We start from the raw sequence: 25,054 nt of genomic DNA, 5'->3' as shown, positions 1-25,054 counted from the left end.
GAACAGGCAGGGAGGCAGCCCTGCGTCAGGGGGAAAACGAATGAAGGCACTGCGTTATTTCGGCCCGCGCGACATCCGCTGCGAGGCGATGGACGAACCGGAGCTGCAGTCGGACCAGGACGTCATTGTCCGCATGGAGGCGTGCTCCATCTGCGGCAGCGACCTGCACATCTATCACGGCCACGGCTTTTCGCAGGACATCGGCTTCTGCGTCGGCCACGAGGCGGTGGGCGAGGTGGTCGAGGTGGGCCGCTCGGTGCGCCGCGTGAAGGTGGGCGACAAGGTGATGCTGCCCGCGGCGGTGGGCTGCGGCGCCTGCCGTCCGTGCCTCTCGGGCAACGTCATCCACTGCGAGAACGGCGCCGGCGCCTGCTATGGCCTGTCGTCGAAGCTGCAGGGCGTCCAGGCCGAATATGTGCGCGTGCCGGCCGGCGACATGAACGCGGTGAAGATTCCGGAAGGCGTCACCGCCGAGCAGGCGCTGATGCTGACTGACGCCATGTCCACCGCATGGTTCGGCGCGCGCAACGCTGACATCCGTCCCGGCTCCACCGTGGCGGTGATCGGTCTTGGCCCCATCGGCCTGATGGCGGTGGACAGCGCCTTCATCATGGGCGCGGCGAAGGTTTACGCCATTGATCCGGTTCCTGGCCGGCGCGCCCGGGCGGAAGAATCCGGCGCCATTGCGCTGGCGCCGGACGAGGCGCTGGAGCGCATCCGCGAGGACACGAAGGGCCGCAAGCTGGACTGCGTGATCGAGGCGGTGGGGCTCGACGCCACGGTGGATCTGGCGCTGCGCCTTGTGACGCGGCGGGGCACGGTGTCGGTGATCGGCGTTCAGCAGTCGCGGCGCTACGCGTTCCCGCTGGAGCGCGCCTTCGCCGCCGGCCTGACCTTCCGGATCGGCACCTGCTCGGTGCCCGAGGAGCTGCCGGCGCTGTTCCCGCTGGTGCAGTCCGGCCGTCTGCGGCCGGAGCGTTACATCACCCACCGCCTGCCGCTGGAGCAGGGCGCGGAGGCGTACCGCCTGTTCGAGTCGCGCGATCCGGGCGTGATCAAGACGGTGATCACCCCGGCGTAAGCCGGACGCCCTGCCGGCGCGGGGCGGCGCCTGCGAGGCGGGGAGGCCGGGCGCGAGCCGGCCCCCGCCCGCGCCGCCGCCCCCTTCGCCGCGCCCCCGTGCGCGGGTGTCCCTCCGGCTGTATTCCAGCGTTGCGTCGGGCCTGAGCGGTCTGGGTCGCATTTGAACGGATGATCAGGGCGGAGGCGTCGCGTAGCGCGCGGTTTGCCGCAATGGCCGATCCCGCCGCGGCGCGAACGGAGCCGATAAGGCTGCTGGCGTTTTCCGCGCCGCATGGATGAGAAGGTGGCCTGCGCCCGTCATGGTCAGCCCGACGATGTATGCCTTGGTAGCCGAGCGCCCTGCCATGTTTGGAGCCCATACACTGGTCTGAATTTTCTTCCCGCTTCGCGTTCGAATTGGTTTGGGAGGCGCATGGAGATGAAATGGCGCCTGTTCCGGCTCGGATGCGGCATGGGACGCCGCTGAACCGCATCTTCGGCGTGGGCGGGCCAGCATGCAAACCACGGATCGTCGACCGTCGCGTGATTTCCGGCATCCTGCACGTCCCCAGGGCCGGCTGTCGCTGGCGGGATGCGCCGGGGAATGCGGTCCGCTCACCGCGATCTGCAACCGCTATCACAGGTGGGCGCGACGGCGCATCTGGCGGCAGCCCTTTGCGCGGATGGCCGGCGCACGTTCGTTCTCGCCAGGGCTTTCACACGTAAAGGCCAGCCGCTCCGCACGGGGGGCGGGAGGGTGGGGCGCGGGTGCGGGCGACTGGCGGCTCGGGTGATGGAAGAACGGGCGACGTCTATTGTGTGGCTGACCATCACGTGCGACCGGTCACATGCGCGCTGACGCCAGACAATGCGGCTGATATTTCCATGGCGGTACCCCTGCTGGAGACCGCAGGCGGCGTCCGACGGCTCCAGGCGGACAAGGCCTGTGATGCGGACAGTCTAAGGAACAGGCTCCGGTCGCGGCGAACGACAGCCGTCATTCGCCTCCGGCAAAATGTCGTATCCTGCCGCGCCCGCCGGGACGCAGGGTCTGCAGAAGACGCAACGTCATCGAAGATGATGTCCCAGGACGTGGTGTAGCTTAGACGGCCACGGCTCATCCCAGAGGGTCGGATGAGTGTCAGCTTGTTGCTGGCAGGCTGATGAGTGGATCATCGCTCATCGTAGCGATTGTCTCAAGGGTCATATAGCGGGATCGCTGGACGGCCCATTCATCGTTCTGTTCGAGCAGCAGTGCACCGACCAGGCGCACGATAGCGTCGTCGTTGGGGAAGATGCCGACGACCTCTGTCCGCCGCTTGATCTCGCCGTTCAATCGCTCAATCGGGTTGGTCGAGTGAAGTTTGGCCCAATGCTGCTTGGGAAAGGTCATGTAGGCGAGCACGTCTTGCTCGGCGCTGTCCATGAGACTGGCGAGCTTCGGCACCTTTGGCCTGATCTGGTCGGCGACGTTGCGCCACTGGGTGCTTGCCGCCTCCGACGTGTCCTGAGCGAAGGCCGTGGCAATGAAGGCGGAGACGACACGCCGTCCGCTCTTTCCAGCATGGGCCAAAGCATTGCGCATGAAGTGCACCCGGCACCTCTGCCAGGTAGCGCAGAGCACCTTCGATACTGCGGCTTTGATGCCCTCATGCGCATCTGAGACGGCGAGCTTGACGCCACGCAGACCCCGCCTGGTCAGCTTTCGAAGAAACTCGGTCCAGATCGCCTCGGCCTCGGACGTGCCGATCTCCATGCCGAGCACTTCGCGTCGGCCGTCGGTGTTGACGCCGACGGCAATGATGACTGCAACAGAGACGATGCGCCCGCCACGCCGGACCTTCAAATAGGTCGCGTCAATCCAGAGGTAGGGCCATTCGCCTTCGATGGGCCGGTCGAGAAAAGCCTTCACCTTCTCGTCGATCTCCTCGCACAGCCGGGAGACCTGGCTCTTGGAAATGCCCGACATGCCCATGGCCTTAACGAGGTCGTCAACCGAGCGGGTCGAAACGCCCTGGATGTAGGCTTCCTGGATCACCGCGGTCAGGGCTTTCTCGGCCATGCGACGCGGCTCCAGGAAGCTCGGAAAGTAGCTGCCGGTGCGGAGTTTCGGAATGCGAAGTTCTACTGTTCCGGCCCGCGTCTCCCAGTCTCTGTCGCGGTAGCCGTTGCGCTGGGCCAGCCGAAAGGCATTCTTCTCGCCATAGGCCGCGCCTGTTTTCGCGCCGACCTCCAATTCCATCAGCTTCTCGGCGGCAAAGCCGATCATCTCGCGCAGCAAATCGGCGTCAGCACTCTTCTCAACGAGCGAGCGCAGGTTCATCATATCGTCGGTCATCGGTGGTGTCCTTCAGGTTGGTTCTAAGCAACCCGACCCTATCGGAAATCACCGATGGCTATGAAATCCAACTACACCACGGCACGGGACACGATCTCATCGAACGCCTTTCTGCCGGCTGAAAACGGGTGGCGGACCGCGACAGGATACGGCGGGCTGGCGCAAGACGTCCTGTCAGCCATCGCTCTTGTCGCTGTCGCAAGCGAAGGGAACTGATTAGATCCCCAGCCAACAGGCCCGACGCTCGTTCAGGTTCGACTGTGTGAACGAGATGACGTTGCCCCCAAGTTCTATCCAGCCCTGAGTTCGACCTGACGGTTTTGGGTTGCCTTGGAACGGGTGGTTGAAGCGGGATCTGTCGTGGAGCCCGCGACCTGGCGCAACGGCAGATCCCGCCGCTGCGCAAACGTTGCCGAAAAGGCGGCTGGCGTCTGCCACGCCAGTGCAGAATGTGGGCGAGAGCCGTTATAATCGGCTCGCCATCTGGCCAGTTGGGAGCGCGTCTGGGTCAGCGTGGAGAAGAGCGTCTCATTCAGGAACTCGTCTCTCAGACGTCCATTGAAGCTCTCGATGAACGCATTCTGCATGGGCTTGCCAGGCGCGATATAGTGCCAGCGCACCCTGGACCTGTCTGCCCACGTCAAAATGGCGTTCGACGTGAATTCGCTGCCATTGTCGCTGACAATCATGGCTGGCTTGCCCCGGGCGACAATCAGGGCATCCAGTTCACGCGCGACCCTCGCCCCCGAGAGGGACGTATCCGCTACAAGCGCGAGGCACTCGCGGGTACAGTCGTCCACGACTGTCAGCACGCGGAACCGCCTGCCATCCGTCAGTTGGTCGGACACGAAGTCCAGCGACCACCGTTCGTTTGGCGACAGCGGCGGCTCAATTGGCGCCCGTGTTCCGATGGCCCGCTTGCGACCGCCCCGACGGCGCACCCCGAGCCGCTCTTCCCTGTATATCCGGAAGAGCCGCTTGTGGTTGACCTCAAAGCCTTCACGACGCAGCAGCACATGCAAACGCCGGTAGCCAAAGCGCCGGCGTTCATGGGCCAGTTCCTTCATCCGTGTGCGCAGGACGCCATCGTCCCGGCGCTGCGCTTGGTAACGCATGCTCATGCGGCTGAAGCCGGTGGCTTTACACGCCCGACGTTCGCTCATCCCGTGCTGCTGCATGAGATGGCGAACGGCCTGTCGCCTCGTGGCGGGCGTCACCACTTCTTTCCCAAAAGATCCTTCAGCGCCGCATTGTCGAGCATTGCGTCGGCCAGCATGCGCTTCAGGCGACTGTTCTCGTCCTCAAGGGCCCGCAGCCGTTTGGCCTCGGACACTTCCATGCCGCCAAACCGCGCCTTCCACTTGTAGATGCTGGCGTCACTGACGCCGTGCTTCCGGCAGAGCTCCGCCACCGGAATGCCCGCCTCGTGTTCCTTCAGGATGGCGATGATCTGTTCTTCTGAAAACCGCGTGCGCTTCATGTCTGGTCCTCTCAGCGGGGCCAGATCAAACTTCAAACCGGAATAGGCGCAGGGGGCAACGTCAGAGATACTCCAATAATGCAGATGTTTTTCGGTCGGCAGCTGGTCGCAGTCGTGAATGGGGTAGAGCGCCTTTCGTGTGGCAGAGGCGACGCGATGAGCATGGCGTCAATCACGCCGGTTATGGAAGTAGCGTGCGTGGTTGTGGGCGTTTGCGGTGACACCTCTTTTTAGGGCAAAAGGGCGAAGGCTGCAGTTTGGGAAAGCGACGGCCAGCGCAACGCTCGCCCGGGCCACGTTCAAGGATCTGGCTGGCACGAGGCGGCGAGACCGGTGCGCCATATCGTGCGCGGGCGCCGGATGAGCAAACATTAGACGTTTAACGCTTGGTATGTTCGCCAGGACGCGCACACGTAAACTTCGAGACGCTCCGGCAGCTTGATGATTCTAGGCTTCTCATCATGGGGAGGTCATGCGCCGTTGTGGCTACGAACGAACCGATTATGAGCGGCCACAATAGAATTGCGTTTGCCATACAGGTCTTGTGATATTCGGCGCGTTGACGATGGACGTGTCCTTGATGGCATTCTCTGGCAGTGTGCCCGTCTCATCCCCGTGCTGCGATACCCGCGAGCGCTTCGACCTGTACATAATCTGTTACCTGCAACTGGATTGTTGGATGGCGAAAAGTCGATATATGTCATCGACTCCCTGAAGTGGTCTCAAACGCTTACGAGATTGGCCGCGTCAACATGGACGCCAGCTGGGTTCCCGTCAGCGGCCACGGCGCGACGGAAATAGGGGGCGGAGACGCTGGCGGCGCGGGACGTTCCCGCCGCGACGTCACGCGCTGCAGGAACCACGCTGTCTTGATGCCGAAGGCCGCCCGGCCAAACTGCGCCTGACGGGCTTACAGGTTGTGGACTGTAGGCAGGCCGAAGTGCCGGGAAGTGGGCTGCGACCGTGTCCTGCTGACAGGCTGTTGCGATATCAGTGATCCGCGCGCAAGCCATGGCGGACCGAAAAAGCCGGGGCCAATATCTCGCCCAGTTAGATAGCAAGGATGACTTCACCGTGTATCCGCGAGGCGGCCCTCGGCAATATCATGGCGGACGGTTCGTGAACCGTATCAAACAGTTCAGGGACGCCACACGCTACGCCAAGCGACCCGAGAGCTGTTTTGTCGCCGCATAGCTTGTCGCAGCCCGCATCCCCCGTCAGACTTAAGATCCTGTCGAGTGTACGCCCTCGTGTAGCTTCTGATCGTATGCCTGTCGCTCATGGGAAGGCCCAGCCAATCGTGCTGCGTAGTACCAGATTCTTGGCTGCCCTTTCATGGTCTGTCAGTTCCGTCGTAATGAGTGCCCAAACAGATTCTACCAGTGAATTATGGGCCCGAAGCGCCCCACCACCAAAAAAGCAAACGATATTGCTTGTAACAATATGCTAGGAAACGTCAAGGGATGAAAGCGCGTCCGATCCCGATGCAACATGCCTCAAAACAGCCTGGGCGATCTTGTGGCGGCACGGACAGGATTAAATGGCGGATGGGGTGAGATTCGAACTCACGGTACGGTTGCCCGCACGGCGGTTTTCAAGACCGCTGCCTTAAACCACTCGGCCACCCATCCAGCAGCGCCGGCGCCTGTTTCCGGTTCCGGCGTCACGTCTGGCTGTTGCGCCAGCGCTCGCCCGCAGGCCGTCGCCGGACCCGCCAGGCGCGCCCGCGGCGCCGTTCGCGTCGCCCGCGCCCAAGGGCAGCGGTCTTTTTGCCGCCGCCGACGTCGCTTGGCAAGCCCGCGGCGGAGGCGAACGCCCGCCCGTTCACAAAAAGCGCCGGAAGCCTTCCGGGAGCGCAGGAGCGGCGTCGCCGGATGATGGCCCGGCGCAGGGCGGCGTCATCGCCGCTGCGGGCCCCAACGCCGGCCATCGCTGACAACGCCTGCACGGCCGGCGGGAGCGCGCAACGCCGCGCCGCAGACGCTTCGGCCCTGTCTGAACCCATCGCGACGCGGCGGTCCTGCGCGGGGGAAGCGCTCCGGGAAAGGGGGGCGAAGCGCTCCAGCCTCCCGGACTTCCGGAGCGCCTTCGCCCGCCGCCTGTGGCCTGTCACCGGGCTGCGGGTCGCTGCGTCGCGCCCGCCCGACAATTGATCCGCTCGACCGTTGCCGCGGCGATTCCCCGCGAGACAAGAGGGCATGCGCCGGGCGGTCGCCAAGGGCGCGCCGGCGTCAGTAGCGGCGCACCAGGCTGACCAGACGGCCCTGGATTTTCACCCGCTCTGCCGGCAGCACCCGGTTCTCGAAGTGCGGGTTGGCCGCCTCCAGTTCGATCTCGCGGCCGCGGCGGCGCAGGCGTTTCAGCGTCGCCTCCTCGTCGTCGATCAGCGCCACGATGATGTCGCCGTTGTCGGCCGTATCCTGGCGGCGGATCACCGCCAGATCGCCCTCCAGAATGCCGGCCTCGATCATCGAATCGCCGCGCACCTCAAGGGCGTAATGCTCGCCGGAGCCCAGCATGGCGGCGGGCAGGGGCACGAACTCGCCCTGCTGCTGGATGGCGCTGATCGGCACGCCGGCGGCGATGCGCCCCACCACCGGCACGGAAACCACCTCCGGGCTCCCCGCGCCGGCCTCGCGCGCCGCCTCCCGCGCCGGGGCCGCCCTTGCCGGCGCGGCGCGCCCGCCTTCCACCACCCGCGGACGGAAGCCGCCGCCGGCCGCCGCCGTCTCCGGCAGCCGCAGCACCTCCACGGCGCGGGCGCGGTTGGGCAGGCGGCGGATGAAGCCGCGCTCCTCCAGCGCCATGATCAGACGGTGAATGCCGGACTTGGAGCGGAGCGCCAGCGCCTCCTTCATTTCGTCGAAGGAGGGCGGCACGCCCGTCTCCTGCAGGCGCTGGTGAATGAAACGCAGTAGTTCGTGCTGTTTCGCCGTCAACATGGCGCCCATCCCCGCGTCCAGCATGCGTTCCGCGCCGGCTGCGCCGCTCCCGCCGCGCCGCCGCGACCCGTGTGGCCGGTCCACGTGCCCGGGCGCGGCCTGGCGCGCGCCGCCGGCTGGACGCGACCATACGAATCGCGCGGAAACAAATCATGAACATTGATAGCCTGTTCCTGGCTGTTCCGCAATCGGGGACTGCGCCGGGCAGGGCGCTCGCCGCATCGCCCGCCGCGCCAGCCATGCGCGGGAAGCGGTTGACAGTCAGGGCAGTACTGACCAGTATCATATTTGATATGACAAAAGGCGCGTCGCGCCGGTTGCGGTACGCCCGGTGCCGGCCGCGCCACAAGGGAGCGAAACATGGCCGCCAGCGACACGGACGCCGCAGCGATCGACGCCGCCAACATCGACATCGAGGCGCTGAAGGCGCGCTATCGCGAGGAGCGCGACCGGCGCCTGCGCGAGGACGGCAATGACCAGTACGTCGAGATGGCCGGCGCGTTCGCCCGTTATCTCGAGGATCCCTATGTGGAGCCGGGCTTCACCCGCGACCCGGTGATCGAGCAGGTGGAGGTGCTGGTGATCGGCGGCGGCTTCGGCGGCCTGCTCGCCGGCGGCCGCCTGCGCGAGGCCGGCGTCGATTCATTCCGCATCGTCGAAAAGGGCGGCGACTTCGGCGGCACCTGGTACTGGAACCGCTACCCCGGAGCCGCCTGCGACACCGAAAGCTACATCTATCTGCCGCTGCTGGAGGAAACCGGCTACATCCCCGAGCGCAAATACGCCCGCGCGCCGGAGATCCTCGCCCACTGCCGGCGCATCGCCAACCACTTCAACCTCTATCCCCACGCGCTGTTCCAGACCGTGGTCACCGAACTGCGCTGGCTGGAGAACGAGGGCCGCTGGCGGGCGCTCACCAGCCGCGACGACGAGATCTACGCCCGTTTCGTCATTCTCAACGGCGGCCCCCTGGAGCGGCCCAAGCTGCCAGGCATTCCCGGCATCGAGACGTTCCGCGGCCACAGCTTCCATACCAGCCGCTGGGACTACGCCTACACGGGCGGCGACTCCAACGGCAATCTCACCGGGCTGCGCGACAGGCGCGTGGGCATCATCGGCACCGGGGCCACGGCGGTGCAGTGCGTGCCGCATCTGGGCGAGTGGTCGAAGGAGCTTTACGTCTTCCAGCGCACGCCGTCCTCGGTGGACGTGCGCAACGACCGCCCCACCGATCCCGAATGGGTGAAAACACTCAGGCCGGGCTGGCAGCGCGAGCGCATGGACAATTTCACCGCCGTCGTCTCCGGCGCGGACTTTGACGTGGATCTGGTCAACGACGGCTGGACCGACCTGATCGGCAACATCCTGCTCGCCGCCCGCCGCCGGCAGAAGGCCGGCGAGCCGGTGGAGGATCCGCAAAAGCTCATTGAGCTCGCCGACTTCCAGAAAATGGAGCGCGTGCGCGCCCGGGTGGACGCCATCGTCCGCGACCGCAAGACCGCCGAGGCGCTCAAGCCCTGGTACAGCCAGTTCTGCAAGCGGCCGTGCTTCCACGATGAATATCTGCCCACCTTCAACCGCCCCAACGTGCATCTGGTGGACACCAACGGCCGCGGCGTGGAGCGCATCACGCCGCAAGGGGTGGTGGCCAACGGCCAGCTCTATGAACTGGACTGCCTGGTCTACGCCACCGGCTTTGAGGTCGGCACCAGCATCACCCGCCGGTTCGGCATGGAGGTGTATGGCCGCGACGGCGTCACCCTGAGCGAGCGCTGGAAGGACGGGGCGGAGACCTTCCACGGCCTGTTCTCGCGCGGTTTCCCCAACTGCTTCATCGTCACGCCGGTGCAGTCGGGCCAGAGCCCCAACTTCCAGCACATGCTGGCCGAGCAGACCCGGCACATCGCCTGGATCCTGCAGCGCATGCGCGAGCGCGGCGCCGTCACCGTGGAGTGCTCCCAGGCCGCCCAGGACGCCTGGGTGAAGACCTGCGTGGACGTCGCCCGCGCCCGCGTGCCTTATCTGGAGGCCTGCACGCCCGGCTACTACAACAACGAGGGCAAGGTGGGACAGCTGCGCGAGCTGAAGAACAACCAGTACTGGCGCGGCCCCACGGTGTTCCTGCGCATGTGGGAGGCCTGGCGGGCGAAAGGCGACATGGACGGGCTGGAATTCGGCTACGCGCAGCGCGCCGCGGCTGAATGAGGCCGCCGCCTCCGCCGGCCGGGCGGCGGACGGGGACAGGGCGCGACGGCGCATGGCGCGGGCTGCGGATGGCCCCGTCGCCTGCGGGATCACGGCGGACCATGCGCCGCCAGACCCGCCGGCAGGGCGGCTCGCATGGCTGGCGGAGGAGGCCGGTCTCGCGATGCAGGTCGTGCGCGCGCGGCGGCCGGCCGCGGCGGCAGTTTGCGCGCGTCACTGGCGCGCCGCGATGGGCTCCCTGGGCGACGCCTGTCGCCGTCACGGGCTGCGGGCGCCGCCGCCGTCATCCCCCGAGCCGGCGACCGCCTTCATCCGGGGGCTCGCCGCGGCCATGCCCCTGACGCCCGTCGCGGTCAGCGCGAGCCGCCATGGCCGGCGTCCGTCCGCCGGTCGCGCGGGCGCATGCGGCCCATGGGGGCGGCGAGCATGTCACGGTACGTACGGCGCATGGCGCGCCGCGCAGCCTGCCGGGGCCGCGCGATGGCGCGGAAGCCGGACGCCGCAGGGAGATGACGCGCCGGGCGGCGGCGCGCCGGCGTTTCAGCCCTCGCCCAGAAGCGTCTTCGTCGCCGCGGTCACGTCCGGCTGGCGCATCAGGCTCTCGCCCACCAGATAGGCGTGGACGTTGCAGGCGGCCAGGCGCGCGATGTCGCCGGGCGTGAAAATGCCGCTCTCGCCGACCAGGACCCGGTCGCGCGGAACCAGAGGCGCCAGCTGCTCGGTCACCGCCAGCGTGGTCTCAAAGGTGCGCAGGTTGCGGTTGTTGACGCCCAGCAGCCGCGACGGCAGCTTCAGCGCCCGCTCCAGCTCCTCGCCGTCGTGCACCTCCACCAGTGTGTCCATGCCGAGGCGGGTCGCCGTCCGCGTCAGCTCCAGCGCGGTGGCGTCGTCCACGGCGGCCATGATCACCAGGATGCAGTCGGCTCCCCAGGCGCGCGCCTCGAACACCTGGTACGGTTCATACAGGAAATCCTTGCGCAGAGCCGGAAGGCTGCAGGCGGCGCGCGCCGCCTTCAGGTAATCCGGGCTTCCCTGGAAGGATGGCGCGTCGGTGAGCACCGAAAGGCAGGTCGCGCCGCCCGCCTCATAGGCCTGCGCCAGGGCCGGCGGGTCGAAATCCGCCCGGATCAGCCCCCTGGACGGGCTCGCCTTCTTGATCTCGGCGATCAGCGCCGGCCTGCCGGACGCGATGCGCCGCTCCAGCGCCGCCAGAAAGCCGCGCGGCGCCGGGGCGGCGGCGGCCAGCTCCTCGATGCGCGCCTGGGGAACCGCCTGCTTCGCCGCGGCGATCTCCTCAAGCTTGTAGGCGCCGATGCGTTTCAGCACGTCGCTCATGCCATCGCTCCTGCATGGCTGGCCGTCACCAGCTTCTCCAGCGCCCGTCGCGCCGATCCGTCGTCAATGGCCTTCTGCGCCATGCGCACGCCCTCGGCCAGGTCCGCCGCCTTGCCGGCCACCACCAGCGAGGCGCCGGCGTTGAGCGCCACAATGTCCCGGTAGGCTCCCGGCTCGCCCTGCAGCAGCCGCATGGCCGCCGAAGCGTTGTGCTGCGGGTCGCCGCCCTTCAGCTCCTCCGGCGCGGCGCGGCGCAGGCCGACGTCCTCCGGACTGACGGTGAAGGAGGAGATGCGCCCGTCCTTCAGCTCCACCACCTGGGTGGGACCGGTGGTGGTGATCTCGTCGAGGCCGTCGGAGCCGTGCACTGCCCAGATGCGCTCCGCGCCCAGCGCCTGCAGCACCTGCACCATCGGCTCCAGCCATGACGCGGAGAAGGAGCCGAGCAGCTGCCGGCGCACGGAGGCGGGATTGGAGAGCGGCCCAAGGATGTTGAAAATGGTGCGCGCCCCCAGCTCGCTGCGCACCGCCGCCACATGGCGCATTGAGGGGTGATGGTTGGGCGCAAACATGAAGCCCACGCCCGCCTCGCGGATGCAGCGGCTGATGTCCGCCGGGCCGAGGTCAAGATTGACGCCAAGCGCCATCAGCACGTCGGCCGAGCCGGACTTCGACGAGGCGGCGCGGTTGCCGTGCTTGGCCACGGGCACGCCGCAGCCGGCCACAACCACCGCGCTGAGGGTGGAGACGTTCCAGCTGCCGGCGTTGTCGCCGCCGGTGCCGACGATGTCGATGGCGTCCTTGGGGGCCTCCACCTTCACCATGCGGCCGCGCATGGCGGAGACGGCGCCGACGATTTCGTCCAGCGCCTCGCCGCGCACGCGCAGGCCCATGAGGAAGGCGCCGGCCTGGGCGGGAGTCACCTCGCCGGACAGCATGGTCTCGAAGGCGGCCCGGGCCTCGTCGCGGGTGAGGGCGGCGCCGGTGGCGACCTTGGCGATAAACGGTTTGAATGCTTCCATGGCGTCCCGTCAGGCTTTGGGCGCGCGCGCGCCGTTCCACGCGTCGGCGAGGGTGAGGAAATTGCGCATCATCGTCGCCCCATGCTCGGAGAGAATGCTCTCGGGGTGGAACTGCACCCCATGCACCGGATGGCTGGCATGGGAGAGGCCCATGATCTGGCCGTCGCCGGTCTCGGCCGTGACGCGCAGCTCCGCCGGGCAGGTGGCGCGCTCCACAACCAGCGAATGATAGCGCGTGGCGTTGAACGGCCCGGGAATGCCGGCGAAAATGCCCTCGCCGCAATGGCGCACCACCGAGACCTTGCCGTGCATGGGCAGCGGCGCCCGCACCACCTTGCCGCCATAGGCCTGGCCGATGGTCTGCAGCCCGAGGCAGACGCCGAACACCGGAATTTCCGGCCCCAGCTGGCGCACCACGTCGAGACAGACGCCGGCTTCGTCCGGCGTGCATGGTCCTGGCGACAGCACGACGGCGTCCGGCGCCATCGCCCCGATCTCCGCCGGCGTCACCACGTCGTTGCGGTAAACCTCCACCGTGGGGCCGAGGCTCCCGATCAGGTGCACGAGATTCCAGGTGAAGGAATCATAATTGTCGACAAGAACCACGCGCTTCATGGCCGGGCCTTTTACATCCGGGCGGCGGCGCCGCCAACACTGGCGGACGGGCGCCGCAGACTGCGACAGACGCTGCCCGCGCCGGCGCGCAGCGGAAGGGCGCGCGGCCGCCGCCGGCCGGGGCGGCGCAGCGGCCGCGAACGGGCGGCCTACTGGCCGCGGCGGGCGAGGGCGGCGATGCGGATCGCCTCCTCAGCCGCGCGGAACAGCGCCTTCGACTTGTTGACGCATTCCATCAGCTCCGAGCGAGGGTCGGAATCGTACACCACGCCGGCGCCGGCCTGCACCGCCATGCGGCCGTCCTTCACCAGGGCGGTGCGCAGCACGATGCAGCTGTCCATGTCGCCATTGGCGCCGAAATAGCCGATGCAGCCGCCGAACGGACCGCGCCGCTCCAGCTCCAGCTCGTCGATGATCTCCATTGCCCGCACCTTGGGCGCGCCGGAGAGCGTGCCGGCCGGGAAGCCCGCCACCAGCGCGTCGATGGCGTCGCAGCGCGGGTCCAGCTCGCCCTCCACATTGGAGACGATGTGCTGCACGTGGCTGTAGCGCTCCAGCACGAAGCTCTCGGTGACCTTCACCGTGCCGATCTTCGAGACGCGGCCCACGTCGTTGCGGCCGAGGTCGAGCAGCATCAGGTGCTCGGAGCGCTCCTTGGGATCGGCCAGCAGCTCCTCGCCGAGGCGGCGGTCCTCCTCCGGCGTGGCGCCGCGCGGGCGGGTGCCGGCGAGCGGCCGGATGGTGACCTTGCCCTCGCGGGCGCGCACCAGGATCTCCGGGCTCGAGCACACCAGCTGGAAGGAGCCAAGGTCGAGATAGGCGAGATAGGGCGAGGGGTTGATGCGCCGCAGCGCCCGGTACAGCGACAGCGGCGGCAGGGTGAAGGGCGCCTCGAAGCGCTGGCCCAGCACCACCTGGAAAATGTCGCCGGCGCGCACGTATTCGCGCGCCTTCTCCACCATGGCCATGAAGGTTTCCGGCGGGGTGTTGGAGACCGGCTCCGGCGCCGGCTGGACGGCGCCGTCCACGGCCGGCTCCGGCGGCAGCGGCGCGGCGAGGGCGGCGAGGGCGGCCTCCAGCCGCTCCTGGGCCGCCGCCACCGCCGCCGTGGCCGGGACTCCCGGGCGCGGCCGCACCGGCGTCACCAGGATCAGCTCGTCCTTCAGCGAATCGAACACGGCCATCAGCGTCGGCCGCAGCATGATCGCCTCCGGCACGCCGAGCGCGTCGGGATTGGTCTGCGGCAGGCGCTCCATGTGGCGCACCATGTCGTAGCCGAGATAGCCGAACACGCCCACCGCCATGGGCGGCAGGCCGGGCGGCATCTCCATGGCGCTCTCGCGCACCAGGGCGCGCAGCGACTCCAGCGGCGCCGCCGCCTCGTCAGCGAAGGCGTCCGGATCCGTCGCGGCGTTGCGGTTGATCTGCGCCTTGCCGTCGACGCAGCGCCAGATCACGTCCGGCAGCACGCCGATCATCGAGTAGCGGCCGCGCACCGAGAGGTCCTGCACCGTCTCCAGCAGGAAACTGGGGCCGGGGGCGGCGGCGGCCAGGCGGATATAGGCGCCGAGCGGCGTCTCCAGGTCGGCGACCAGCCGCGCCGCCAGCGGAAACGGACGGCCCGCCTCATACAGGGCGCGGGCGTCGTCGAGGGAGGGTTCAAACTGCATGGGACAGCTTACTGCTGGGCCGAACCGATCGCGTTGCGAAGGTTCTGCTGGTTGACGCTCACGCCGAAACGCTCCTGCAGGTATCGCACGTAGGCGGTGAGCAGGTCGTCGGCCAGGGCGAGGTTCATCTGCCGGACGAAGGCCTCCGGAAGCGCGCCGGGAGCGTAGGCCGGCATGGTCGCCGACTCCACCCGGAACACGATCAGGTCGTCGCCTTTCTTCGCCGAGCCGGCCTTGCCGGCGGGCACCGAGAAGATCTGGCGCACGGCGTCCACGTCGAGCGGGCCGGAGGGCTGGCCGCGCTGCAGGCCGTCCGCCGTCTGCGGCGCAAGGCCGGAGGCCGCCGCCAGCGTCGCGCCGGCGTCCACCTTCTCCACGATCTCCTTCGCGCGGGCGGCGAGGCGCTTCGCCGTCTCGTCCGCGCGCCAGGCCTGCTCCGCCTGGGGACGGACCTCGTCCAGCGGCCGGTCGTGGGCCGGCGTCACGCCGGTCACCTCAAACCAGACGTAGCCGTCGTCGACGCTGAGCGCCTCGTTGTCGGCGCCGACGTCGGTCGCGAAGGCCTCGCGCAGCAGCTCCTTCGCGCCGGGCAGGCCGGCGAGCGCCGCCGCGGGGGCGCCGGAGGCGTCGCGGCCGCTGGCGTCCACGTCCTGCGCCTGCGTCAGCGGCAGGCCCAGCTCCCGGGCGATGGCCGGCAGCGGCCGGGCGCTGAGGCGCATGTCCTCGATGCGGTCATGCAGGCTGTCGATCTCCGCCTTCGCCTTCTCCCGCGCCAGCGCGGCGCGGATGGCGTCGCGCACCTCCTCCAGCGGCTTCACCGAGGCCGGGGTGACCGACTTCGCCCGCACCAGGAACACGCCGAAATTGCCTTTCACCGGCTCGCTCACCGCGCCGGGGGCGAGGGCGAAGGCGGCGTCGCGCACCGCCGGATCGAACACCTGGTCGCGGGTGACCTCGCCCAGCTCCATGTCGCTTTCGGAGACGCCGCGCTCCTTCGCCACCTGCTCGAAGCTCTTGCCGGCGCGGATCGACTCCAGCGCCGCTTTCGCCGTCGCCTCGTCCGGGAACGGAATCTGCTGCAGCGCGCGCCGCTCGGGCGCGCCGTAACGGGTGTTTTTCTCCGCCTCGTAGCGGGCGGCGATCTCGGCGTCAGTGACGCTGGCGGCGAGATTCTTCGCTTTGGCCAGCGAGTCCGGCGTCAGGGCGATGACGTTGAGCGAGCGCCGCTCCGGGGCGCGGAAGCGCGCCTTCGCGCCCTCATACCAGGCCTTCAGCTGTTCGCCGGAGGGGGCGGGGATGTCGCCGGCGCTGGCGGCGGAGAGCGTCACGAAAGCGGCGTCGCGCCGCTCGGCGCCGACGCGGTACACCGCCTCGCGCATCGCCTGGGGCGTCTCGAGGCCGCCGGCGAGAGCGTCCATGATCTGCCGGCGCACCTGCAGGCCGCGCAGGTCGGCCAGATAGGCGGCCTCGCTGAGGCCGCTGTTGCGCAGCAGCTCGTTGAAACGGGCGCGGTCAAACTGGCCGTTGAGGCCGCGGAAGGCGGGGTCGTCCAGCACAAGCTGCGCCAGATAGGCGTCGGTGACGCCAAGTTTCAGCCGCTGCCCCTCCTGGCTGAGCAGCGCCTCGGTCACCAGCCGGCCGAACACCGCCGCGTCGAGCCCCATTTCGCGCGCCTTCTCCGGCGTGATCACCGTGCGGCTCTCCTGGGACATGCGCTGCAGCTCGTTCTGCCAGGCGGTCCGCAACTGGTCCATGGTGATCTCGGTCTTGCCGATGCGCGCCACGGTGTTGCGGCCGCCCCCCTGGAGCATGTCGCCGATGCCCCAGATGGCGAAAGACACGATCAGCAGTCCGAAAAGGACCCCGACGATGACCTTGCCGACCAGGCCCTGGCTCGCGTTACGCATTCCCTGAAGCATGTGACCAATCGACCTTCCTTGGCGCCGCCGGGGCGCAGGCCGCCGCCGGGCTGGCTGGTGAGCCGGGAGAGGATGGGAAACGCGCTGGCCGCGCGCCTTCCTTCGCCCTGGATGACGCAGGGCCTGAGCGTGACATAAAGCACCGGCGCCGCGGCGTCCATCGCCGGCGGAGAAACAGGGGCCCGGGAACGGCGCGCGCGGGCGGGAGGGGGCAGTGGAGGCTGCGCGCGGAGCCGCCGCGGGCGGGGCGATTGCAGGGCGCCGGCCGCTCTGCTACAGCCTCCGGCGACAGCGGCGGACGGGCGCGCGCGGCGCCCGCGACGGCGCCCCGCCGCGGCAGACACTCTGGAAACCGAAGGAAGGCAGGATGTCCGGTCAGAAGCGCCGCCCGCTCATTGCAGGCAACTGGAAGATGAATGGTCTGAAGATCGCCGGCGGCCGCACGCTCGGCGCGGTGATCGAGGGCTATGACGCCGGCCTGCGCGCGAAGGCCGACCTGCTGGTGTGCCCGCCCGCCACCCTGGTTTACGCGTTCGCCGCCGCCGCCGTCGGCAGCCGCGTCGCCATCGGTGCCCAGACCTGCCACCCGGAAATCTCCGGCGCCCATACCGGCGAGATCGCCGCCGAAATGCTGGCGGACGCCGGCGCCTCCTACGTCATCGTCGGCCACTCCGAGCGCCGCGCCTTTAACGGCGAGACCGACGCCGACGTGCGCGCCCGCGCCCTGGCCGCCCGCCGCGCCGGCCTCACCCCCATCGTCTGCGTGGGCGAGACCCGCGAGGAGCGCGACGCCGGCCGCGCCCTTGAGGTGGTGGGGGCCCAGCTCGCCGGCTCGGTTCCGGACGGGGAGGGCCCCCTCGTGGTCGCCTATGAGCCGGTGTGGGCCATCGGCACCGGCCTGACCCCGACCGAGGCCGACGTGGCCGAAGTGCACGCCTTCATGCGCGCCCAGCTGCGCAGCCGTTTCGGCGCCGCCTTCGCCGACGGCGTGCGCCTGCTGTACGGCGGTTCGGTGAAGCCTTCCAACGCCGCCGCGCTGCTGGCGGTGGAGGACGTGGACGGCGCCCTGGTGGGCGGCGCCAGCCTGGTGGCGGCGGACTTCCTCGCCATCGCCGCCGCCTGCCCGGCCTGAGGCGCGCCCCGGCGCGGGCGGCGTCCCCGGTCGGGGGCGCTTTGCCCGCGGCGTCGGACGTGGTAAACGCCCTGCCGGGTAACTGAACGCCATATTCCATTTTTCACATCAGGGCCGCCTGCCGGCGGTCAGTGGACGCCCGCTCATGCAAACTGTCCTTATCGTCATTCACCTGCTCATCGTGCTGGCGCTCGTCGGCGTCGTGCTGCTCCAGCGCTCGGAGGGCGGCGGTCTTGGCATGGGCGGCGGCAGCGGCGTTTCCGGCCTGATGACCGGCCGCGGCCAGGCCAACGCCCTGACCCGGCTGACGGCGATTCTGGCGGGCCTGTTCTTCATCACCAGCCTCGGCCTGACGGTGCTGGCCACCGTGTCGCGCGACCGCGGCTCGGTGCTCGACCGCGCCCTGCCGTCGCAGACCGCGCCGGCCGGCGCGCCGGCGGCCCCGGCGGGCGGCGGCGTGCTCGAGCAGCTGCAGCAGCTGCAGAACCAGGCGCCGGCCGCGCCCGCCGCTCCGGCGGTTCCCTCCGCCCCGGTCGCTCCGGCCCCCGCCGCGCCGCAGGCGCCGGCCCAGCAGAACTGATCACGCCAGCGGGAGGGGGCGGCCGCCGCCGGCGACCGCCCGCAAGACGGCGCGCCCCAGGGACGACGCCTTGCGGCGGCGCAGGCCGGTTGACGCCCGCGCCCCGTGGCCAGACATTGTTCATGACAACGGACCCGTCGCCGCGGCGGCGGGGCATTTTTTTGTGATGACCGGACAAATCCAAACCGCGCCTCTCGCCAAAGCAGGCGATTCGGCGTATCCAGCAGGTCCCATGACGCGGTATGTTTTCATCACTGGCGGCGTGGTTTCATCCCTTGGCAAGGGACTGGCTTCGGCCGCCCTGGGCACGCTTCTCCAGGCGCGCGGCTACAAGGTCCGCCTTCGCAAGCTCGATCCCTATCTCAACGTCGATCCGGGCACCATGAGCCCGTACCAGCACGGCGAGGTGTTCGTCACCGACGACGGCGCCGAGACGGATCTCGACCTGGGGCATTACGAGCGCTTCACCGGCAATCCGTGCACCCGGCAGGACAACATCACCACCGGGCGCATCTATTCCGACATTATCGCCCGCGAGCGCCGCGGCGACTATCTCGGCGCCACGGTGCAGGTGATTCCGCACGTCACCAACGCCATCAAGGAGTTCATCCTCAGCGGCAACGAAGGCTATGACTTCGTGCTGATGGAGATCGGCGGCACGGTGGGCGACATCGAGAGCCTGCCGTTCCTCGAGGCGATCCGCCAGCTCGGCCAGGAGCTGGAGCGCGGCCAGGCCATCTACATGCACCTGACGCTGCTGCCGTGGATTCCCTCCGCCGGCGAGCTCAAGACCAAGCCCACCCAGCACTCGGTGGCGGAGCTGCGCTCCATCGGCGTGCAGCCGGACATCCTGCTGTGCCGCACCGACCGGCCGATTCCGCGCGAGGAGCGCCGCAAGCTCTCGCTGTTCTGCAACGTGCGCGAGTCGGCGGTGATCGAGGCGCGCGACGTCGCCTCCATCTACGACGTGCCGCTGTCCTATCACGCCGAGGGCCTCGACACCGAGGTGCTGGCCGCCTTCGGCGTCAGGGACGCTCCCGAGCCGGATCTCGGCAGGTGGCGGCAGATTTCCGAGCGCGTGAAAAATCCCGAGGGCGAGGTCACCATCGCCATCGTGGGCAAGTACACGGGCATGAAGGACGCCTACAAGTCGCTGATCGAGGCGCTGACCCACGGCGGCATCGCCAACCGCGTGCGCGTCAACATCGACTGGATCGAGAGCGAGGTGTTCGAGCGCGAGGATCCGGCGCCGTTCCTGGAGCATGTGCACGGCATTCTGGTGCCGGGCGGCTTCGGCCAGCGCGGCGCCGAGGGCAAGATCCGCGCCGCCCGCTTCGCCCGCGAGCGCAAGGTGCCCTATCTCGGCATCTGCTTCGGCATGCAGATGGCGGTGATCGAGGCCTGCCGTTCGCTCGCCGGCCTGCCCAACGCCAGCTCCACCGAATTCGGCCCCACCGACGAGCCCGTGGTCGGCCTGCTCACCGAATGGCTCAGCGGCAACGAGCTGGTGCGCCGCAGCGCCGGCGGCGATCTCGGCGGCACCATGCGCCTCGGCGCCTACAAGTCGGTGCTGGCGCCGGACAGCAGGATCGCCAAAATCTACGGGGCCACGGAGATCTCCGAGCGCCACCGCCACCGCTACGAGGTCAACATGGACTATCGCGAGCGGCTGGAGGCGGTGGGCCTGCGCTTCGCCGGGGTCTCGCCGGACGGCGTGCTGCCGGAGACGGTGGAATATGTGAACCACCCCTGGTTCATCGGCGTGCAGTACCATCCGGAGTACAAGTCGCGTCCGCTGGAGCCGCACCCGCTGTTCTGCAGCTTCATCGAGGCGGCGATCGCCCAGAGCCGGCTGGTCTGACGGCCGCCGGGGCCGGGCGCCGCCGCCGCGCGCCCCCGCCTTTCTGCCCGGAACGCGGGACAGCTTTCCGGGCGTCCCCGCGGGACGTCCCGCATTTTCAGGCGCCGGCATCCGTGGCGCCTTCCGCCGGAAGGACATGCGACCATGACCCGCCCAGCCCGTTCGGTCGTCACCGTCGGCGCGCAGACGCGCCGGCCCGTGCAGTTCGGCGCGGCGCTGCCGCTGGCGCTGATCGCCGGCCCCTGCCAGATGGAGAGCCGCGAGCACGCGCTGATGATGGCCGGCGAGCTCGCCGCCATGGCGGAGCGGCTCGGCGTCGGCCTCGTGTTCAAGACCTCCTTCGACAAGGCCAACCGCACCTCGGCCGGCGCGGCGCGCGGCGTCGGCCTTGAGGCGGCCCTGCCGGTGTTCGCGGAAATCCGCGACAGGTTCGGCGTGCCGGTGCTCACCGACGTGCACGAGCCCGGCCAGTGCGCGCCGGTGGCGGAAGTGGCCGACGTGCTGCAGATTCCCGCCTTCCTGTGCCGGCAGACCGACCTGCTGGTCGCCGCCGCCGCCACCGGACGGGTGGTGAACGTCAAGAAGGGCCAGTTCCTCGCCCCCTGGGACATGAAGAACGTGGTGGCCAAGGTGACCGGCGCCGGCAACCCCGACGTGCTGGTGACCGAACGCGGCGTGTCCTTCGGCTACAACACCCTGGTCTCCGACATGCGGGCGCTGCCGGTGATGGCCGAGCAGACCGGCGCGCCGGTGATCTTTGACGCCACCCATTCGGTGCAGCAGCCGGGCGGGCAGGGAACAGCCTCGGGCGGCGAGCGGCGTTTCGTGCCGGTGCTGGCGCGGGCGGCGGTGGCCGTGGGCGTGGCCGGGGTGTTCATCGAGACCCATGAGGACCCGGACCGCGCCCCCTCCGACGGTCCCAACATGGTGCCGCTGGCCGAACTGGAGGCGCTGGTGCGCCAGCTGGTGGCCTTCGACCGTCTCGCCAAGGGGCTCGACGGCGCGCCCTGACGCCGGCCCGCGGGCGGGGCAGGGCGCGCTCGCGCCGGTTTCGTCCGCAGCAGCGCCAGGCGCCGGGCGGCCGCAGCGCGTCAGGGCCGGGCGGGGCTCTTTCCGGATTTCCGCATCTCCAGGCTGCGGCGACAGCGCCGTTCCGGGCCGCCCGGCCCGGAACAAAAAGGGCCCGCCGGCGCGGGCCCCTGTCTGCGGCCGCGGCGTCAGTCCGCCGAGATCACTTCGCCGAACGGCTGGAACGTCTTGCCGTCGAAGCGCGTCAGCTGCATCTGGGTGATGGGCGAATAGCGCTCGGGCGAGTTTTTCACCTTGATGCCCGGCAGCAGCACCGGCACGTCCAGATCCATGGTGGTGGCCGCCTTGAGGATGTTCCTGCGCGACAGGTCGTCGCCGGCGCGTTTCAGCACGTCCTCGAGAATCTTCGCCGCCAGATAGCCGTAGACATAGTTGGTGTCGGCCCGGTCGGCGTTGGGCATGGCGCGGTCCATGAAGGCGTGGAACTCCTTCATGCCCGGATCGTCCTTCCACTGCGGATCTTTCGGGTCCTTGACGTAGGCGGTTGCGATCACGCCCACGCCGTTCTCCGGCCCGGCCGGGGTCATCACCGCCGCCACCGAGGCGGAGATGGACGAAATGAAATGCGTCGGTTTCCAGCCCATCTGCGCCACCTTGCGGATGGCCTGGGCGGTGTATTTCGGAATGGAGATGTTGACGAACACGTCGGCGCCGGAGGCTTTCAGGTCGACCAGCTGGTTGTCGATCACCGGATCGGTGGGCTGGTAGGCGGCGACCTTCACCAGCTGCCTGTCGGCGTTGGCGCCGAGGCCCTTGCGCAGGCCGTTGAGATAGTCCTTGCCGAAGTCGTCCGCCTGATGGAGCAGCGCCACCCTGGCGTTGGGCAGGTTTTTGGCGATGTAGCGGCCGATGACCACGCCTTCGCTGAAATAGGAGGGCTGCAGGCCGGTGGTCCAGGGATATTCCTTCGGATTGTCCCAGAAGCTGTTGCCCGAGGCGATGAACAGCTGCGGCACGCCCTTGTTGTTGAGATATTTCTGCACCGCGAGGCCGGTGGGCGTTCCGAGCGGATTGAAAATGAAGGCGACCTCTTCCTGCTCCACGAGCTTGCGGGTCTGTTCGACGGTCTTGGGCGGGGAATAGCCGTCGTCGAGCTGGATCAGCTCGACCTTGCGCCCGTTGACGCCGCCCCTGGCGTTCAGCTCCCTGAAATAGGCGTCGGTGGCCTTGACGATCACCGAATAGTGCGAGGCGGGGCCGCTGAAGGCGGTGGTCTGGCCAATCCTGATGCTGTCCCTGGTTACGCCCGGCGTTCCGCCATCCTGGGCAAGGGCGGAGCCGCCGAGCAGCAGCGCCGCCGCCGCGATCGCCAGAAGCTTTTTCATTGTTTCCTCCCGTAGCGCCTGCATTCAGGCACGCGAACAACGACCGTTCGCAGGGGGAAGTCTGCTGGCGCATCCGCCGCCGGGCAAGTTGTCATAACGTATATGACATGTCATTGGCCGGGCGTCGGCGCCTGGTTTTCGCGAAACCGCTCCGGAAAATTATTCTCTCCGGAATGAAAAAGGCGCCGGACAGCGCCGGCGCCCCTGGCTTTTCCTCACGTCACGCCGCCGCGCTCAGTAGCGGGCCCGGTAAGGCTGCACGCCAGGATCCGGCAGCCACACGTTCTCCGGCGGCGCGCCGGTCTGCCAGAACACGTCGATGGGAATGCCGCCGCGCGGGTACCAGTAGCCGCCGATGCGCAGGTAACGCGGCTCCAGCAGCCCCGCCAGGCGCTTGCCGATCGCCACCGTGCAGTCCTCGTGGAACGCTCCGTGATTGCGGAAGGCGTGCAGGTAGAGCTTCAGCGACTTCGACTCCACCAGCCATTTGTCCGGCACGTAGTCGATCACCAGGATGGCGAAATCCGGCTGGCCGGTGACGGGGCAGATCGAGGTGAACTCGGGCGCGGTGAAGCGCGCCACGTAATCCGTGTCCGGGTGCGGATTGGGCACGCGGTCGAGCGCCGCCGACTCCGGATCTGCCGGCGCGGCGGTCTGCCGGCCGAGATGGCGGAGATGGGCGGCAAGGTTCTGGTGGGGGTTCTCGCTCATGGCCGACCGTATAACGCTTTTGCCGCCCGCGGGAAACGCCGCGGCGCCCGGCCCCGGTCCCGCCGTCGTGGCGCGGCGCGTCGTCCCGGACCGCGCCAAACCGCCCGCCGGCCGCGTCATGGCGCTTGAAAGCACCGGACGATGCCGTAAAAGGCCACCAGATGCTGTCGCGCCCTTCGCCGCGCGCCATGGCGCGGCGCGTGACAGCCCGCGCAACCTGACCACTGGAGCTTCAAGTCCATGACCGCCATCGTCGATATCGTCGCCCGCGAGATTCTCGACAGCCGGGGCAATCCCACCGTGGAAGTCGATGTGGCGCTGGAGGACGGTTCCTTCGGCCGCGCCGCCGTTCCGTCCGGCGCCTCCACCGGCGCCCATGAGGCTGTCGAGCTGCGCGACGGCGACACGGCCCGCTACGGCGGCAAGGGCGTGCTGAAGGCGGTCGAGGCCGTCAACAACGAGATCAGCGAGGCCCTGCTCGGCATGGACGCCGAGGACCAGCCGGGCGTCGACGAGGTGATGATCGGGCTGGACGGCTCCCCCAACAAGGGCCGCCTCGGCGCCAACGCCATCCTTGGCGTGTCGCTGGCCGTGGCGAAAGCCGCCGCCCAGGCGTCCGGCCTGCCGCTGTACCGCTATGTCGGCGGCGCCACCGCCCGCGTGCTGCCGGTGCCGATGATGAACATCCTCAACGGCGGCGCCCACGCCGACAATCCCATCGACTTCCAGGAATTCATGATCATGCCGGTGGGCGCGCCCACCCTGGCTGACGCCGTGCGCGCCGGCGCCGAGGTGTTCCACCGCCTGAAGGCCAACCTCAAGGCCGCCGGCCAGAACACCAATGTGGGCGACGAGGGCGGCTTCGCCCCGAACCTGCCCTCCGCCGAGGCCGCCCTCGACTTCGTGATGAAGGCCATCGAGGACGCCGGCTACAGGCCCGGCGACGACATGATGCTGGCCCTCGACTGCGCCTCCACCGAGTTCTTCCGGGACGGCGCCTATGTCTATGAGGGCGAGGGCGTCACCCGCACGCCGGACGAGCAGGCGAAGTACCTTGAGAAGCTGGTCGCCGACTATCCGATCGTCTCCATCGAGGACGGCATGGCCGAGGACGACTGGGCCGGCTGGAAGCTGCTCACCGACCGCATCGGCGGCCGCTGCCAGCTGGTGGGCGACGACCTGTTCGTCACCAACGTCGCCCGTCTCTCTGACGGCATCCGCAAGGGCGTGGCCAACTCCATCCTGGTGAAGGTGAACCAGATCGGCTCGCTCACCGAGACCCTCGCCGCCGTCGACATGGCCCACCGCGCCGGCTACACCGCGGTGATGTCGCACCGCTCGGGCGAGACCGAGGACTCCACCATCGCCGATCTCGCCGTCGCCACCAACTGCGGCCAGATCAAGACCGGCTCGCTGGCCCGCTCCGACCGCACGGCCAAGTACAACCAGCTGATCCGCATCGAGGAGCAGCTCGGCGGCCAGGCCGTCTACGCCGGCCGCAACGCCCTGAAGGCGCTGCGCGCCTGATCCGCGCCGCCGGACGGCGGCGGCCGCGGCCGCCGCTGGTCCATGCGCCAGCTCGCAGGCCGCCTGTGATCCGCCGGATCGCAGGCGGCCGCGCCGTTTCTGGCCGCGCCGTCGCGCTTCCTCAGTTTCTGGGTGAACTTCTGTGAAATTTTTCAACTTTCACAGAAGTCTGTTTCTGTTTTCTCACGTTTCGCATCATGTTCTACGCGCCGTGCGCCGTTGCGGCCGGACCTGTCGCCGG

Annotated in this window: 18 protein-coding genes and 1 tRNA gene; 8 read left to right on the top strand and 11 right to left on the bottom strand. The window is 68.8% G+C overall.

Annotation, left to right across the window (positions count from 1 at the left end; all coding sequences use genetic code 11):
• The first annotated feature begins 40 nt into the window (after positions 1 to 40).
• A complete protein-coding gene (locus tag ACFFJB_RS07520; RefSeq protein ID WP_376830629.1) occupies positions 41 to 1,081 on the top strand; it encodes an alcohol dehydrogenase family protein in 1,041 nt (346 codons plus the stop codon).
• 1,122 nt (positions 1,082 to 2,203) lie between these two features.
• On the opposite strand, the gene ACFFJB_RS07515 is transcribed toward ACFFJB_RS07520, so the two are convergent.
• Entirely contained in the window at positions 2,204 to 3,400 is a 1,197-nt protein-coding gene (locus ACFFJB_RS07515) for an IS256 family transposase (protein ID WP_376828581.1), read from the bottom strand.
• Between the two features lie 54 nt (positions 3,401 to 3,454).
• Here ACFFJB_RS07515 and ACFFJB_RS07510 point away from each other — a divergent pair, with 54 nt between their 5' ends.
• Complete coding sequence (locus tag ACFFJB_RS07510) at positions 3,455 to 3,616, top strand: hypothetical protein (protein WP_376830628.1); 162 nt, start codon at positions 3,455 to 3,457, stop codon at positions 3,614 to 3,616.
• Positions 3,617 to 3,690: 74 nt separating this feature from the next.
• On the opposite strand, the gene ACFFJB_RS07505 is transcribed toward ACFFJB_RS07510, so the two are convergent.
• The 3 genes from ACFFJB_RS07505 to lexA all read right to left on the bottom strand — a co-directional run bounded on the left by ACFFJB_RS07505 (position 3,691) and on the right by lexA (position 7,822).
• Positions 3,691 to 4,880 (bottom strand): IS3 family transposase gene (locus ACFFJB_RS07505; protein ID WP_376828900.1). Its coding sequence is split into 2 segments (ribosomal slippage): positions 3,691 to 4,631 and positions 4,631 to 4,880, totalling 1,191 coding nucleotides; the frame shifts between segments, so codons are not numbered across the junction.
• A gap of 1,541 nt (positions 4,881 to 6,421) precedes the next feature.
• Positions 6,422 to 6,511 (bottom strand) — tRNA-Ser (locus tag ACFFJB_RS07500).
• A 600-nt stretch (positions 6,512 to 7,111) separates the two neighbouring features.
• Positions 7,112 to 7,822 carry a transcriptional repressor LexA gene (gene lexA / locus ACFFJB_RS07495; protein ID WP_376830627.1) on the bottom strand — a complete coding sequence of 237 codons (711 nt, stop codon included), beginning with the start codon at positions 7,820 to 7,822 and terminating at the stop codon, positions 7,112 to 7,114.
• Between the two features lie 360 nt (positions 7,823 to 8,182).
• Here lexA and ACFFJB_RS07490 point away from each other — a divergent pair, with 360 nt between their 5' ends.
• Entirely contained in the window at positions 8,183 to 10,027 is a 1,845-nt protein-coding gene (locus tag ACFFJB_RS07490; protein WP_376830626.1) for a flavin-containing monooxygenase, read from the top strand.
• Between the two features lie 540 nt (positions 10,028 to 10,567).
• Here the strand turns inward: ACFFJB_RS07490 and trpC are convergent.
• The 5 genes from trpC to ACFFJB_RS07465 form a co-directional block, all read right to left on the bottom strand.
• The gene (trpC, locus tag ACFFJB_RS07485) at positions 10,568 to 11,362 is read right to left on the bottom strand and encodes an indole-3-glycerol phosphate synthase TrpC (protein ID WP_376830625.1); all 795 of its coding nucleotides are present in this window, start codon (positions 11,360 to 11,362) and stop codon (positions 10,568 to 10,570) included.
• On the bottom strand, positions 11,359 to 12,384 hold the full coding sequence (gene trpD / locus ACFFJB_RS07480; protein ID WP_376830624.1) for an anthranilate phosphoribosyltransferase: 1,026 nt from the start codon (positions 12,382 to 12,384) through the stop codon (positions 11,359 to 11,361). The genes trpC and trpD overlap by 4 nt, the downstream gene beginning before the upstream one ends.
• A 9-nt stretch (positions 12,385 to 12,393) precedes the next feature.
• Complete coding sequence (locus ACFFJB_RS07475; RefSeq protein WP_376830623.1) at positions 12,394 to 12,999, bottom strand: anthranilate synthase component II; 606 nt, start codon at positions 12,997 to 12,999, stop codon at positions 12,394 to 12,396.
• Positions 13,000 to 13,148: 149 nt separating this feature from the next.
• Entirely contained in the window at positions 13,149 to 14,669 is a 1,521-nt protein-coding gene (gene trpE, locus ACFFJB_RS07470; protein ID WP_376830622.1) for an anthranilate synthase component I, read from the bottom strand.
• Between the two features lie 8 nt (positions 14,670 to 14,677).
• Positions 14,678 to 16,588, bottom strand: coding sequence for a SurA N-terminal domain-containing protein (locus tag ACFFJB_RS07465; protein WP_376830621.1), 1,911 nt, complete (start codon positions 16,586 to 16,588; stop codon positions 14,678 to 14,680).
• 367 nt (positions 16,589 to 16,955) lie between these two features.
• Here ACFFJB_RS07465 and tpiA point away from each other — a divergent pair, with 367 nt between their 5' ends.
• From tpiA to kdsA, 4 genes are all read left to right on the top strand, one after another.
• A complete protein-coding gene (gene tpiA / locus ACFFJB_RS07460; protein WP_376830620.1) occupies positions 16,956 to 17,720 on the top strand; it encodes a triose-phosphate isomerase in 765 nt (254 codons plus the stop codon).
• A gap of 145 nt (positions 17,721 to 17,865) precedes the next feature.
• Positions 17,866 to 18,300 (top strand): preprotein translocase subunit SecG, encoded by a 435-nt coding sequence (secG, locus tag ACFFJB_RS07455; protein ID WP_376830619.1) that lies wholly within the window; start codon positions 17,866 to 17,868, stop codon positions 18,298 to 18,300.
• Positions 18,301 to 18,532: 232 nt separating this feature from the next.
• Positions 18,533 to 20,161, top strand: coding sequence for a CTP synthase (gene pyrG, locus ACFFJB_RS07450; RefSeq protein WP_376830618.1), 1,629 nt, complete (start codon positions 18,533 to 18,535; stop codon positions 20,159 to 20,161).
• Positions 20,162 to 20,305: 144 nt separating this feature from the next.
• Positions 20,306 to 21,172: a 3-deoxy-8-phosphooctulonate synthase gene (gene kdsA, locus ACFFJB_RS07445; protein WP_376830617.1), complete on the top strand. Its 867-nt coding sequence runs from the start codon at positions 20,306 to 20,308 to the stop codon at positions 21,170 to 21,172.
• Between the two features lie 206 nt (positions 21,173 to 21,378).
• Here the strand turns inward: kdsA and ACFFJB_RS07440 are convergent, their stop codons facing one another.
• Positions 21,379 to 22,575 (bottom strand): ABC transporter substrate-binding protein, encoded by a 1,197-nt coding sequence (locus ACFFJB_RS07440; protein WP_376830616.1) that lies wholly within the window; start codon positions 22,573 to 22,575, stop codon positions 21,379 to 21,381.
• A 234-nt stretch (positions 22,576 to 22,809) separates the two neighbouring features.
• A complete protein-coding gene (queF, locus tag ACFFJB_RS07435; protein ID WP_376830615.1) occupies positions 22,810 to 23,286 on the bottom strand; it encodes a preQ(1) synthase in 477 nt (158 codons plus the stop codon).
• 240 nt (positions 23,287 to 23,526) lie between these two features.
• Between queF and eno the strand changes: the two genes are divergently transcribed.
• The gene (eno, locus tag ACFFJB_RS07430; RefSeq protein ID WP_376830614.1) at positions 23,527 to 24,813 is read left to right on the top strand and encodes a phosphopyruvate hydratase; all 1,287 of its coding nucleotides are present in this window, start codon (positions 23,527 to 23,529) and stop codon (positions 24,811 to 24,813) included.
• Positions 24,814 to 25,054: the final 241 nt, after the last annotated feature.

Origin of the sequence: Camelimonas abortus, from assembly GCF_042432745.1 — a bacterium.
Classification (GTDB): domain Bacteria; phylum Pseudomonadota; class Alphaproteobacteria; order Rhizobiales; family Beijerinckiaceae; genus Camelimonas; species Camelimonas abortus.
Note: the sequence above shows the minus strand (reverse complement) of the source record. Positions and strands in the feature narration are given on the sequence as shown.